The 13,100-nt window shown below is 58.7% G+C and carries 11 protein-coding genes and 3 tRNA genes; all 14 read right to left on the reverse strand.

Features of this window, described 5'->3' with window-relative positions:
• Positions 1-73: 73 nt before the first annotated feature.
• A tRNA-Leu gene (locus tag AC50YL_RS02920) sits at positions 74-162 on the reverse strand.
• Positions 163-184: 22 nt separating this feature from the next.
• A tRNA-Ile gene (locus AC50YL_RS02925) sits at positions 185-261 on the reverse strand.
• 21 nt (positions 262-282) lie between these two features.
• Positions 283-359, reverse strand: a tRNA-Met gene (locus tag AC50YL_RS02930).
• Positions 360-740: 381 nt separating this feature from the next.
• Positions 741-2,297, reverse strand: a complete 1,557-nt coding sequence (locus AC50YL_RS02935; RefSeq protein WP_494829156.1) for an ABC transporter substrate-binding protein — start codon at positions 2,295-2,297, stop codon at positions 741-743.
• Between the two features lie 5 nt (positions 2,298-2,302).
• A complete protein-coding gene (locus AC50YL_RS02940) occupies positions 2,303-3,178 on the reverse strand; it encodes an ABC transporter ATP-binding protein (RefSeq protein ID WP_494829158.1) in 876 nt (291 codons plus the stop codon).
• 6 nt (positions 3,179-3,184) lie between these two features.
• A complete protein-coding gene (locus AC50YL_RS02945; RefSeq protein ID WP_494829160.1) occupies positions 3,185-6,121 on the reverse strand; it encodes an ABC transporter permease in 2,937 nt (978 codons plus the stop codon).
• A gap of 3 nt (positions 6,122-6,124) precedes the next feature.
• A complete protein-coding gene (locus AC50YL_RS02950; protein ID WP_494829162.1) occupies positions 6,125-7,198 on the reverse strand; it encodes an efflux RND transporter periplasmic adaptor subunit in 1,074 nt (357 codons plus the stop codon).
• Positions 7,164-7,928: an ABC transporter ATP-binding protein gene (locus AC50YL_RS02955; protein WP_494829164.1), complete on the reverse strand. Its 765-nt coding sequence runs from the start codon at positions 7,926-7,928 to the stop codon at positions 7,164-7,166. Before AC50YL_RS02955 ends, AC50YL_RS02950 begins: the two co-directional genes overlap by 35 nt.
• A gap of 230 nt (positions 7,929-8,158) precedes the next feature.
• On the reverse strand, positions 8,159-9,004 hold the full coding sequence (locus AC50YL_RS02960; protein ID WP_494829166.1) for an ABC transporter permease: 846 nt from the start codon (positions 9,002-9,004) through the stop codon (positions 8,159-8,161).
• The gene (locus AC50YL_RS02965; RefSeq protein WP_494829168.1) at positions 8,988-9,821 is read right to left on the reverse strand and encodes an ABC transporter permease; all 834 of its coding nucleotides are present in this window, start codon (positions 9,819-9,821) and stop codon (positions 8,988-8,990) included. Before AC50YL_RS02965 ends, AC50YL_RS02960 begins: the two co-directional genes overlap by 17 nt.
• Before the next feature lie 6 nt (positions 9,822-9,827).
• On the reverse strand, positions 9,828-10,817 hold the full coding sequence (locus tag AC50YL_RS02970) for an ABC transporter ATP-binding protein (RefSeq protein ID WP_494829170.1): 990 nt from the start codon (positions 10,815-10,817) through the stop codon (positions 9,828-9,830).
• 453 nt (positions 10,818-11,270) lie between these two features.
• Positions 11,271-11,519: a hypothetical protein gene (locus AC50YL_RS02975; RefSeq protein WP_494829172.1), complete on the reverse strand. Its 249-nt coding sequence runs from the start codon at positions 11,517-11,519 to the stop codon at positions 11,271-11,273.
• Between the two features lie 191 nt (positions 11,520-11,710).
• Entirely contained in the window at positions 11,711-12,358 is a 648-nt protein-coding gene (gene pyrE, locus AC50YL_RS02980; protein ID WP_494829173.1) for an orotate phosphoribosyltransferase, read from the reverse strand.
• Complete coding sequence (gene pyrF, locus AC50YL_RS02985; RefSeq protein ID WP_494829174.1) at positions 12,359-13,090, reverse strand: orotidine-5'-phosphate decarboxylase; 732 nt, start codon at positions 13,088-13,090, stop codon at positions 12,359-12,361.
• Positions 13,091-13,100 lie beyond the last annotated feature (10 nt).

The raw sequence follows: 13,100 nt of genomic DNA on the forward strand, positions 1-13,100 counted from the left end.
GTGGCAGTTTACCACACAGGACTCCTTATGTAATATGGGTAGATACTAACTCTACAAAGTGCGTAAAAGCTAGTGGTGCCGAGGACGGGAATCGAACCCGTACGGTGGTCACCCACCGCAGGATTTTAAGTCCTGTGCGTCTGCCAGTTCCGCCACCCCGGCATGTTGTATGATTATGTTGGAATGGTGGGCCCTGAGGGACTCGAACCCCCGACCAATCGGTTATGAGCCGACCGCTCTAACCAACTGAGCTAAGGGCCCTTACGATAGCAATCGAAAGGTTGGTTGCGGGGGCAGGATTTGAACCTGCGGCCTTCGGGTTATGAGCCCGACGAGCTACCGAGCTGCTCCACCCCGCGATAACACCAATTCGCATCAAATCATTCAATGGCGACAAGAAGTAATATACTATAGAAATTAGCAATAAGTCAAGCATAATCTGCTATGGGAGGAATCGAACCCCAAATCGGCCCCTGCGCGACTTGAAAACTTCGATCTCCTGCGGGCATTCGTAGCCATACACCCACCAATCGTTCTCCATTCGCCTGACCAAACAGCCGGCTTGAAATTTAGTTTCGTATAAACGACCCCAGTATACCCATTTCATGAAAGCAGCCCCTTTCATTGCCGTTTCGCTTATCGTACCCATTTCCGTCAAAAATAAGCGTCGCCGCGTCCTCGTTGAACCGCATGAAAAAAGAACAGCTGCACAAAGCGCAGCTGCTCTTTCGTAAGCGAAATTAACCGACCGGCTGTACGTTGATCAAAGGTCCGCCGCCGCCAACCCCAACACCGACTCCGCCTACGCCGTCAAGCGGCCCGTTCGGGTTCGTTTTGATTTTTTGCAGGAGCACGTCGCCTTGCGTTTGCCACGATTTCAGCGCTTCGTCGACGGATTTCTTCTTCTGCAGCACTTCTTGGAATAACGGCTGCGCGAGCTGCTGCACTTGATACAGGTTCGGCATATCCTGGTAAAGCTTGTCGATGGCCGGATCTTGTGGCGGTACCGGCTTCAACGTGTAGAAGGCCGCGATGTTGTAGCTCATGCCGTCCTTCGGCTTCAGGAACGATTTGCGGGAGACCATCTCGTACGTGCTGCGCGACTTGAGCTTCGCCCATTCCTTGCTGTTATTGAAGGCGATGAAATCCCAGGCGTCATCGGGATTTTGCGCTTTGGCATTGATCGCCATCAAGTTATTGAGGTAAATGTTGCCGCCGACGCCCGGTACTTCGCTGAACTGCGGCACGGTAACGACATCCCAGTCCACGTTGGAGATTTTCGGATTTTTGGTTGCCGCGTCTTTCGCTTGCGACAATTGCGAGACGTAATCGTAACCGCCGATGGTCATCGCCACGCGGCCGCTCAAGAACATATCGCCTTGGAACGGATCATAAGCGACTTTGTCTTTGATAATACCGCCGCCGCCCGCGTTCATGTCTTCTTGGGACGGAACGATTTTGTTCAAATACAGATCCGCGACGTCTCCCCAAACCTTCTTCCATTGCGTCGTATCGACGGACATTTTCTCTGCTTTGTTATCGAAAATCTTCAATTGGAGCGGTGCGGCATAGGTCTGGGAATCCCAGAACGGATCGCCGCTGTAACGATTGAAGGACAATCCGAATTTGCGGTCCTTGCCTTCGCCTTTCGCGATGCGCTTCGCAAGCGTGAAGATGTCCGTCCAGGTCATGTTGTCCGTCGGCGGCTCGACGCCCGCATCGGTGAACATTTTCTTGTTATAGAATAAGGCCGAAGAGCTGAATGTCGGCGTAAGCGCGTAGATGCTGCCGTCACCCGCGTCCTTGATGCCGTTGATGACGGAAGGTACGATATCGTCGATATCGAATTCTTTATCCTGGATGAGCGTATCGAGCTTCTGAATTAAATTGTCCTGCGCCAGACGCTGCAGATTGCCCGAATCCACGATCACGACGTCCGGCGGATTGCTGCCGTTCATCATTTCCTTCACTTTCTCGTACGTATCCGGCTGTTTCTTATTCGGATCCGGCTCCTGGTAGCGTTGATCGTCATAGTTCATGGCGGAGACGATTTCGATGTCGACGTTCGGATGCGTCAGTTCGTAACCGTCGGTGAACTGCTGGCGCAAATATTGATCGTTATCCGCGCTCGACGAGACGAACCCGACACGCAAAACATGCTGCTTGGCGTCGTCGCCGCTTGACCCTTTGCTGCAGGCCGACAAGCCGGATACGATCAGCGCCGCCGACAAGGCCATCGACGATGCTTTCAAAACTGCTTTCTTCTTTGTTCTCGCTTGCGTTGGCTTGTTCTCCATCCCCGTTACCCCTCCAATGATTTGGGCGGCGAAATGATGATTCGCTCGCCGTCAAATTCCATCGATGCTTTATCTGTAATCTGCAATGCCGTCAAATACGCCTTCGGAATCTGAAGCCGTCCGACGCGGTCCACGACGACGTACTCTTCGTGAACGGTCTCTTGCGCGGAAGAACCCGGTTCGAAATCATCGTCCAGATTCGGATTCCGCTTGATGAATTCGGTACTCGTCAGACCGTCCCGGATCGCGACGACGCGGTCGACCTTATTGGCCAGCGTCAAGTCATGCGTGACGATCACGACCGTAATGCCCAGCTCGCGGTTAAGCCGCCGGAATATATCCATGATCAAATCCGACGTCCGCGTATCGACGGACCCTGTCGGCTCATCGGCGAGCAGAAGCTTCGGGCGGTTGGACAGCGAGATCGCGATGGCGACCCGCTGTTGTTCCCCGCCGGAGAGCTGATGCAGCTTGTTGTGCATCCGGTCCTTGAGGCCGACCCAATCCAGGAGCTGTTTGGCGTATGCGCGGTCCAGCTTGGACGAGAACATCATCGGCATCTCGACGTTCTCGAGCGCCGACAAGTACGGCAGCAGGTTCCGCGCGTTATTCTGCCAGATGAAACCGACGGTGTCGCGCTTGTAGGACACGAGCTGCTCGTCGGTGATCTTGAGCAGATCCCACGGTCCTACGCCGACGCTGCCCGCGGAAGGTCGGTCGAGGCCGCCCAATATATTGAGCAGCGTCGATTTGCCGCTTCCGCTGTTGCCGATGATCGCCATCATCTCTCCTTCGCGGACGTGCAGGTTAAGCCCCTGCAGCGCGACGACTTCGAGATCGTCGGATTTGTAAATTTTGACCAAACCTTCGCATGTAATCATGGCGTGTTAGCGCTCCTCTCCCATCTTGACGGCCTGATGCACGCGAAGTCTGCGAATATGCGCCAGCAGCAGCAGCGCGCCCATCAGCATCATGCAGGCGACGACGATATACAGCTGGTTCGTATCCTTGGCGTCGAACACGACCCGGAACGGCGGAACGGAGTTCGCGACGTTCTCGGTCGTCTGGAGGAACGGCAGGAACAGCAGACTCGCGATCTTGCCGATCAGAATGCCCAGGCCGATCGACAGCCCCGCCGTGAACACCTGCTCCAGCAGGAGCATGCCCGTCAGCTGCCTGCGGGAAAGTCCCATCGCCCGCAGCACCCCGAACTGCACGATCCGGCCCGACAAGTTGAAGAACCAGAAGAGGATGTAGCCGGTGAGCGAGATCAGAATGGAGACCAGGAAGCCGAGACTGAGAATGCCGAATACGCCGCCGCGCGTCGGATGTTTCGCCTGCGCTGCCAGCTCGATCCGGACGTCTTTCACGTCCGCGAGCTCGATCCCGTCATCCTCCAGCTGCTTCATGATAGGCGCCGTCAACGCGCCCGGCTTCATCTTCAGCCATACTTCGTACGGAATGATCGGCACTTGATCATAGATATAATCCAGGTTCGCGATAATGAACGGCGACTGGTCCGGATACTGCGCCGGCCAGTAAGGCACGATGCCGACGATCGCGAATTCCACGACGCCGTCCTGCAAGCCCGCGGTGATCGTATCGCCGAGCTTCAGCTGGTACTTCTCCGCGACGTTCGACGGAATGATGGCCGCTTGTTCGTATAAACCGAGATTCTTCAAATAATTGAACGGATGAACCGGATACAGGTCATTGCGGAACCAGGCGACCTTCGAGAAGTCGACGTTGTCGATGCCCATGACCGTGCCCTGGCCGATCGAACGGCCGGAGACGACGATGTTGCCTTTCGTCTGAAGCACGCGGGCCGCCGCCTCGACGCCGTCCAGCTTGCGGAACACCTCGAACGGCGGTTCGCTGTAGTTGACGCGAGTCGGAACGGCTGAGCCGCCGCCATTGCCGCCTTGACCGCCGCCGGAACCACCGTTGCCGCCGGAACCACCGCTTCCGCCGTTGCCGCCTCCTTGACCTCCGTCGCCGGATCCATTGCCGCCGCCGTTGCCGTTATCCCCGCCGGAGCCGCCGCCGCTGTTGATCACTTCGGTCTTGCCTTCCCAGACCGTCTGAACGACGACGTCCGTGCCGTATTTATATAACGTGCGTTCCGTCGAGTTCAAGTCGATGGTACGGGCCGCGGAAGCGTTATACACGCCAAGGCCCAACGTCAGAATGAGCAGGATCATGAGCGGGTAATACCCTTTGGACGAACGCGACAGCTGCGTCAGCGTCAAGTACAGCGGCACGGGCAGCAGCTTTCTGCCGAGCCAGTTGAACAGCTTGAGCAGCCAAGGGAATATCCTCAGGAAGAAAAGTCCCATCGCGAAGATCGCGAGCGCCGGCACGAAGAACAGGAACGGTTGGACGTTCAATTGGTCGGTCGTCAGGTTGCTCTTGACCGAGATCATCTGCCGTTCGTTGAACAGATACCAGCCGTAGCCGGCGACGCCGAGCAGCAGGACGTCCCCGTACCAGCGCTGCCAGAGCGGTTTGCGGTCCGATCGCGCGATTTGCTTCTTGTAATCGACGATGGACGCTCTCGCGTAAAGCACCGCAGGGATAACGGTCGCGAGCATGGCCAGCACGACCGCCCCGAGACCCGCGATCACCGCGTCGGAGGTAAAGCCGACCGGAATCGATTTGCGGTTGACGAACTCGAGGAACCCGTTGGCCGAGCCGATGCTCTTCGCCATGAACCACCCGAGCAGCGGTCCGATGGCAAGCGCGATGATGCCGAGGAACAGCCCCTCGATCAAGTAGATCCCGATGATCTGCCTCGTCCCCGCTCCGCGGCTCCGGAGCACGGCGATGTCGCTGCGCTGCTTGTCGAGCGACTGCCGCGCGTTCATCGCGATGAAGTAGAACACCATCGCCAGCATCGGAGCGGCGAGCGTGAAGAGCAGCATTTGCAGCTGCAGGCTCTGCGTCTTGAATTCGCCCAGCAGCTTGGCGAACGAGATCTCCACGCGCGTGTCTTTCAGGTGCTGGTAGAGATCGATGTTGAGCCGGTCCAGCGTGCTCGTGAGCGGAGCCAGCTGGCTTGTTTTGATCTCCTTCAGATCGAAGGCGTAGTACCAGCTTGCCGTATGGACCGGTATTTTCCTGTCCTTGAGCAATCCGTCCTGGAATGCCTTGTCGCCGATGGTGAGCGTGCTCATCAGGCTCTCCAGCCCCTGGTACCAGAACGGATCGGTATCCTTCAGCGGCTTATACGCGCCGACGATCTTGACCTTCAGCGTGAGGTTCAGCCCGCCGTAGATCGGATATTCGAACACGTCGCCGATATGGATATCGCTGCGGTACATCGCCTCTTCCATCATGACGGCTTCGACCGAGTCGTCATCGCCGACGGAATCCGTGAACCAGCGGCCTTGCGTCAGTTCGGCCTTCTTGTCGAGCCCGGTCATCGAGGTGAGAGCCATCGTACGCGCCCGGCTCGCGTCGACCTTAGTCGGGTCCTCGGGCGTCAGCTCGGCGCTGCGGATGGCTAAGCTCTGACTGTATGTGGCAAATGGAAAGCCGATCAAGGAAGGAACGTCCTCCCGGATGTACTTGCCGACTTCGTTCAGGCCGTTCAAATCCGTCTTGCTTGACGTTTCTTGATAACGCATCAGCAGCGAGCCGGCGGGCAGTCCGCCGCTCTCGTCCATGAGCGTTTGGGCCACGACCCGCTTCAGCGCTCCGTCCGCGTACATCGGAATGCTGGTCGCGAAGGCGACGGCGATGATCAGGCCCGCGAGCGAGCTCAGCGTCATCCACCGCGTGTTCCACATTTTGCGGAACAAAAAGCGAAAGAGCGGTATCCCCATACGTTATCGACCTACGACTTTCTGCCCCGGCGTCAATCCTTTGAGGATTTCCACTTCCGTCGCGGTCTGCTGCCCGACTTCCACGTCCACCTCGCGTTTGCCCTCCGCATCGACGATTTGCACGTACGTGCGCGATCCGATGGAACGCAGCGCGGACGGCGGTATGACGATGGCGTTTTCCTTGCGGTCCATGATGATCGAGATCGATAACGGCGTGCCGCGCGTAACGCCTTTCGGCAGCGGCTTATCCAAGGTGACCGTCAGGAAATCTTCCGGTCTTTCGGGTTTTTGCGCCCCGCCGTTGCCGCCATTGCCTCCGTTGTCGTCATCCGTCGAGACGACGGGCAGCTGCGACACTTTCCCCGTCAATTCGCCCGCGTTGTTGATGTCCACGACGACGGGCATGCCGACCGCGACGCCCTCAAGCTCATCCTGCGTCATCATCGCGGCGGCCGTCAGCTTGCTCGTATCGGCGATGATGCAGATCGGGTCGTAGGCTTTGATGGCATCGCCCTTCAAGACGTTCAAGCTGACGACCGTGCCGGCGAACGGCGCGGTCAGCTCCGCCTTGGCAATCTCGGTTTCGGCATCGGCCAGCGCCTGGCGCTTCTCTTCGAAGGCGATCTTCGCCAGCTCGAATTCGATCGGATCCATCTCGTCTTTCTTGCGCAGCGTATCCTTCATCTGCAGCTCATCCTTGGAGAAGTTGAGCTTGTCGGAGCGAAGCTGCTTGCGCATGTCGTCCACGTCGAGCGAACCGATGACCTGGCCGGCGGTCACCTTCTGCCCGATCTTCACGTTCAGGTCTTTCAACCGTTTGCCGTCCAGCGTGAAATAGAGCGTTTCTTCCTGCGTGGCAATCATTTTGCCGATTTCCGTCTTCTTCGTTTCCAGCGTCGTCGTCGTCACTTCATACTCCGGCTTCTTGGAGATTTGCGGCGGCGCGATTTCCGGAAGCACTTCCTCGGCGTTCTCGTTCGGCAGCAGCGAGCAGCCGCTCGACGCGAGCAGCGAAGCGCCGATGACGACGACGGCAGCCGCCTTAAATGAATTTCCCGTCAACCATTTCGTAAACATGATCGGCAACCTCCAAAATCGTGGGATCGTGCGTTGTCATACAAATCGTTACTTGTTCGGTGCGAATAATCGTTTGGAAGACCGACATAATCTGTGCGGCCATCTGCGAATCGAGCTCGGCCGTCGGTTCGTCCGCCAGCAACAGGCTCGGCCGATGGGCGATCGCTTTGGCGATGGCGACGCGCTGCTGCTCGCCCCCGGACAGCTCGAAGGGACGATGACGCATCCGCTTGGCGAGGCCGACGAGGTCGAGGCAGTGCTCTACCCGCGATTTCCACTCTCCGCCGGGAACGCCCGCCATGCGCAGCGACAGCTCCACGTTCTCGTAAGCCGACAACAGCGGCATCAGGGCGAACGCCTGGAAAATAAAACCCATTTCCTTGCGCCTGACCTTCGTGCGCTGATCGTCGCCCATCTTATGGAATGGCAGGTCGTGGAAAAAAATATTTCCTTTGGTCGGCTGGTCGAGCCCGCCGATCATGTTGAGCAGCGTCGTTTTGCCGGAGCCCGAGCGCCCTCGCAGCATGACCAGCTGCCGGGGCTTGAGTTCCATATGAAGGCCCTTCAGCACGTGCAGCGGTTGACCGCCGACCTGAAAGGTTCGTTCGACACCTTCTACGACCAGCAGCGGTTTCGCATCGGCGCTTGCATCCGATGATCGTTGATCGTTCTTATGTACGTCGTTTTCGACTGCTTCAGCCACGGAATGCCTGCTTTTCCACCATCCCATTTGACCGCGAAACCCCCTTCCTATGAGAAAACTCTAATCTTGCTAAAGTTTAGACGCGCGTTGGGAACAAAAGGTTACACCGGTTGCGGACTTTAGGAGAATTTAATATAAAAAAACCGCCGTCGCCCGCGGTTCGACATCGACCGCGGGCAGCGGCGGTTACTCGGTGCCAACCGGCAAGCGTTGGCGCATGGCGCATGCGGTTTTCCGGCCGCCGGCGCGAATCCGCCTCAGCCTCTGAGCGTGATAGCGTTGCCGGACGCGTATCGCTTCAGTCCCAGCCTGAAGACGAGGACGGCCAGCGCGCCGAACGCGAGCGTCGCCGCGGCCGCTCTCCAGACGAAAGCCGGATCGAAATCGCGCAGCAGGCCGATCGGCAGGAAGCTGATGAAGCCCGCGGGCAGCAGCGTGAAGAGCAGCGTTCTTGCCAGCCCTTTGAAGATATCGGACGGATACGTCGACAGCGCCACGAAGCTGTTGAATACCTGCTGCGCCAGCCCTTCCGCGTTTCCGATGAAGAAGGCGAGGCACCCGGCCAGAATCGTAACGCCCATGAACAGCAGGCCGCTCAGCAGCAGGCCGAGGAGAAACTGCAGCAAGCCCGCAAGCGAATGATTGCCGACCCATGCGTAGACGACAAGCCCGAAGAAGAAATCCCCAGCCGCCGTCAGCGACATGCGGCTCGCCAATACATGCAGCAGCACCGGCTTCGGCTGCGACAGGTAGACGTCCAATTGCCCGGTGGCAACGATCGGCGCGATCCGGTTGAAGTTGCCGAACAGCATATTGGCCCAGCCGAAGCCGCCCGCGCCGACGGCCCACATCATCATGACGTCGTTCATCTCCCAGCCATTGATAACCTGGAACTTGCCGAAGAACAAGCTCCAGAAGAACAGCCACATAAAGTTGTTGATGAACATCATGCCCGCCATCATGAAGAAGCTCACCCGATACTCCATGGCCGAAGCCAGATTCACCTTCCAGCAGGTGATCAGAAACGCCAGCGTTCCCCGCAATCGTCCGGTGAAAGAGACGGAACGCCGCCTGCCGGCCAGTTCGTTATCCTCCATTGACATGCAGCTTCGACACTCCTCTCCTGTACATCAGCATGACGGATGCCGTAAGCACCGCGATCCATGCCGCTTGAATGACGAACTGCTGCAGCAGCGGCGCTGCGCCGAAGTTGACCGCCGTCCGCGCGGGAAAGTACAGCATCGCCTGAAACGGCAGCCAGGCGCATAGCCGCTGCAGCGGCTCCGGCATCAGATCGAGCGGCAGCAGCATGCCGCCGACGGTGAACTGCAGCTTGTGCAGCACGAATTCCATGCCGCGCGTCTCCTCGACCCACAAGGCGCATAGCGCCACGATCATATTCAGCAGAAAAGCGATCGTGAGCGCGCCGAGCGTCAGCGAGAACAAGCCCGCCCAGCCCAGCCCGAACGTCGGCGGCCCGACGCACAGCCAGGCGATGGTCCCGCCGACCGCCAGATGAATGAAGAACCGGAAGACCGCCTCCGACAGGTACGCGGCATAATGATAACCGATATAAGAGAGCGGCCGAATGAGACGAATCGCGATGTCGCCGTTCTTCACCTCGTTCTCGATCACCCCGCAAAGCGCGGGCACGCCCATCGTGATCGCTTCCGTGAACACGAGGTACCAGATGATCTGCTTCAGCGTAAAGCCGTTAATGACGCGATGGGCGTCGCCGTCATAGGCGGCGGACCAGAGCTGGACGAACACGTACAGGATCATCAGCATGAAGCTTGCGCGCATGATGAAGTCCGTTTTGTAGGCCATCTGCTGCTTCATCGTAATCCGGGCGACGGCCCCCGCTTTCTTGCTCCTTGCCGACAGAAGTTCCAACCTATCTCCGAAGACTCGGCTGCCCATGGTCCGCTAGCCTCCCGTTCCGTAAATATGCGTGATGATCTCTTCCATCGGCGGGTCCTCGACGGTCACGTCGTCGAGCCGGTACGTGCCGATGACCGCGCCGAGAACGGCTTCGATGTCGGTGACCGCGAGATCGACCCCAAGCTTCAATCGGCGCCCTTCGCTCGCGATCGCCTTCGTGCCAGGGAGCGGCGGCAGCATGGAAGCATCATAGCCGGCAGCCAGCGTCAGCGAAATGATCTTGCGGTTCAGCACCTCCCGCTTCAGCCGGTCGACGGGCGCATCCAGCAGGATACCGCCATGATGAATGACGACCGCCCGCGAACAAAGCTCCTCCATGTCGCCCGCATCATGCGAGGTCAGGAAGACGGTCGTCCCCTCGTCCCGGTTCACCTCGCGGATCAGCTCCCGGATGCGCTGCTTGACGACGACATCCAGCCCGATCGTCGGTTCGTCGAGAAAGAGCAGCTGCGGGCGGTGCAGGAACGACACGGCGATCTCGCAGCGCATCCGCTCGCCGAGCGACAGCTTCCGCACGGGCGTATGCAAATACGGTCCAAGCTCGAAGCGTTCGATCAAATCGTCCCGGCGGGCATGATAGTCGGCGCGGTTCAGCTCGTAGATCCGGCTGATCAGATCGAACGTGTCGATCGGCGGCAGGTGATACCACAGCTGCGACTTCTGGCCGAATACCGCCCCGATGCGAAAAGCCAGCTTCTCGCGTTCCCGCCAAGGCGTGCAGCCGAGCACCTTCGCTTCGCCGGACGACGGATGCAGAATGCCGGTCAACATCTTGATCGTCGTCGATTTGCCTGCGCCGTTCGGCCCGAGGAACGCGACCATCTCGCCCCGCTGCACCGTCAGATCGATGCTCCGCACGGCCACCTTTTCCTCCCAGCTCGGCTTCAGCAGCGACCGGAAACTGCCGGCCAAGCCGGCGTCCTTGCGTTTGACCGTGAATACCTTCCGCAATGCCTGCGTCTGCAATGCGACCACCTGCCCCGCCCCCTTTTGCGTATTTCGGCGCTTCTGCCCGCTAAAGCAAAAAAGGCCTCCAACAAGCGCCGCCCAGTCATGCCGGGTGGAACTTGCCGAAGGTCTTTTATCCCTACGGTGTGGCAAGACGTATCGTCCTCTGCCTGGCTTCGCTCGGTTCGCCTTGAAGCGGATCCCTAGAAACCCTTCCATTTAATGTAACATATTACCATCGCTTTCGTAGGCTGGCAAGAGCTTTTTTTGTCTTTTTTCCTTTTCCCAACCGCTGCAGGCGGCACGAAAAATGTCCGGGAAAAAATGACCGGAGTCCGGTACGGAGTTGGAGCAACGCAGTGGTCGCCTTTGTTGACAGAATTCCACCTCTAATCATTTATACAATGAGGAATGCTGTCTACAACAGCGAGCGAAGACCCGAACCGGCCGCAGGTCATTTTTTCCGCTCCGGACCCCAACTCAAGCCGTATGCAGCAAATCCTCCATCATCGTGATCAGCCTTGTCCGCATCTGCTGCAGCCGTGCGGCGATCCGCTCGAGCGCGCCGTGATTACGGGCATCTATCGCATCGAAGGCCTGCCGCATCCGGCTGTAAGCCTCGTCCATTTGCAGAATCTCGTCGCATTTCTCCAAGTTCCGATCGTATATGCGCACCCGGTACAACAAGTCTTCCGTCGAATCCATCAATCGTTGATACATCGTATTCATAGTTCGCTTCCTCGCATTCTCTTCATCTATTTGGCAATAATCCAGTGTATGAGGCAGGTTAGCTACATATAACCGATTGACAGAAAAGTGAAACAACTTGTCCGCCGCACGCAAAAAAACAGGACCCGGGCGCATGCCCAGAGTCCTGTTCGTTGTATTGCATCTGATGCTGAGCTTCGTTCGCCGCGCAATCAGACGCCGAAAGCCTGCGGATTCTCCCGCCACGATTGCAGCAGCTCGACATCGCTCGATTGCACGATGCCGTTCTCGACGGCAACGTCGATGAGCGCCGAATAGTTCGACAGCGTCGCGAGCGGGACGCCCTCGTTCGCGAACGCTTCGATCGCCTGCGGGAACTGGTACGTGAAGATTGCCACGACGCCCTGCACCTCGCAGCCGGCTTCGCGCACCGCGACCGCCGCTTTCAGCGAGCTGCCGCCGGTCGAGATCAAGTCCTCGATCAGCACGATCTTTTGCCCCGGCTCGAAATGGCCTTCGATTTGATTCGTTTTGCCGTGGCCTTTCGCTTTGTCCCGCACGTAAAGCATCGGCAAGTTCAGCTTTTGCGCGACCCAAGCCGCATGCGGAATGCCGCCCGTCGCGATGCCGGCGACCGCTTGGCAGTCCGGATATTGCGCGCGGATGATCGTCGCGAAGCCTTCCGCGATCAGCTCGCGGATCGCCGGATAGGACATCGTCAGGCGGTTGTCGCAATAAATCGGCGATTTCATGCCGGAGGTCCAGGTGAACGGTTCGTTCGGGCGAAGGGCGACCGCGTTGATCTGCAGCAAGCCTTTGGCGATTTCGGTTGGCAATTGTTCAAGCGTGGATGATGTCATCTATACCAGCTCCTCGATTATGGATTCCAAAGCTTGTCTCGGATCGGGCGCCCCCGTAATCGGACGGCCGATGACCATATAATCCGTTCCTTGCTCCAATGCTTGGCGGGGCGTCATGATGCGGGACTGGTCGCCGATGTCCGCTCCCGCCGGGCGAATGCCCGGCGTGATCGTTTGAAACGATGCGCCGCAAGCCGATTTGATCAGCTGCACCTCCTGCGGAGAAGCGACGACGCCGCCCAGGCCCGCTTCCTGCGCCAGCTTGGCGTAGCGCACGACCGCGTCCGCGACGGAACCGCCGATGCCGATCTCGTCGTTCAGCACCGCTTGACTCGTGCTGGTCAGCTGCGTCACGGCGATGACGAGCGGCCGCCGCAGACCGGCATTTCCGGTCAGCGCCTCTTCGACGCCTTCCATCGCCGCCCGCATCATGGCCGATCCGCCGGCTGCGTGCACGTTGAACACGTCGACGCCGAGCTTGGCGACACTGTTCGCCCCGCCTTTGACCGTATTCGGGATGTCGTGCATTTTCAGGTCCAGGAACACCTTGTAGCCGCGCGCCTTCAGATCCGCGACGAAGCCCGGCCCCGCCGCGTAGAACAGCTGCATGCCGACCTTCATGAAACACGGAATGCCCTCCAGACTGCGTACCAGCGCTTCCGCCGCGGCGGCATCCGGATAATCGAGCGCGACCATGACGCGTCCCGCCGCTTCTTCCCTGCTTGGCTTCATCTGCTCCAGT

The organism is Paenibacillus sp. J22P277 (assembly GCF_059383675.1).

Bases quoted from the DNA above. Each gene is read 5' to 3' on its own strand.
- AC50YL_RS02935 (WP_494829156.1), bottom strand. From the start codon at position 2,297: ATGGAGAACAAGCCAACGCAAGCGAGAACAAAGAAGAAAGCAGTTTTG.
- AC50YL_RS02940 (WP_494829158.1), bottom strand. From the start codon at position 3,178: ATGATTACATGCGAAGGTTTGGTCAAAATTTACAAATCCGACGATCTC.
- AC50YL_RS02945 (WP_494829160.1), bottom strand. From the start codon at position 6,121: ATGGGGATACCGCTCTTTCGCTTTTTGTTCCGCAAAATGTGGAACACG.
- AC50YL_RS02950 (WP_494829162.1), bottom strand. From the start codon at position 7,198: ATGTTTACGAAATGGTTGACGGGAAATTCATTTAAGGCGGCTGCCGTC.
- AC50YL_RS02955 (WP_494829164.1), bottom strand. From the start codon at position 7,928: ATGGGATGGTGGAAAAGCAGGCATTCCGTGGCTGAAGCAGTCGAAAAC.
- AC50YL_RS02960 (WP_494829166.1), bottom strand. From the start codon at position 9,004: ATGTCAATGGAGGATAACGAACTGGCCGGCAGGCGGCGTTCCGTCTCT.
- AC50YL_RS02965 (WP_494829168.1), bottom strand. From the start codon at position 9,821: ATGGGCAGCCGAGTCTTCGGAGATAGGTTGGAACTTCTGTCGGCAAGG.
- AC50YL_RS02975 (WP_494829172.1), bottom strand. From the start codon at position 11,519: ATGAATACGATGTATCAACGATTGATGGATTCGACGGAAGACTTGTTG.
- pyrE (WP_494829173.1), bottom strand. From the start codon at position 12,358: ATGACATCATCCACGCTTGAACAATTGCCAACCGAAATCGCCAAAGGC.
- pyrF (WP_494829174.1), bottom strand. From the start codon at position 13,090: ATGAAGCCAAGCAGGGAAGAAGCGGCGGGACGCGTCATGGTCGCGCTC.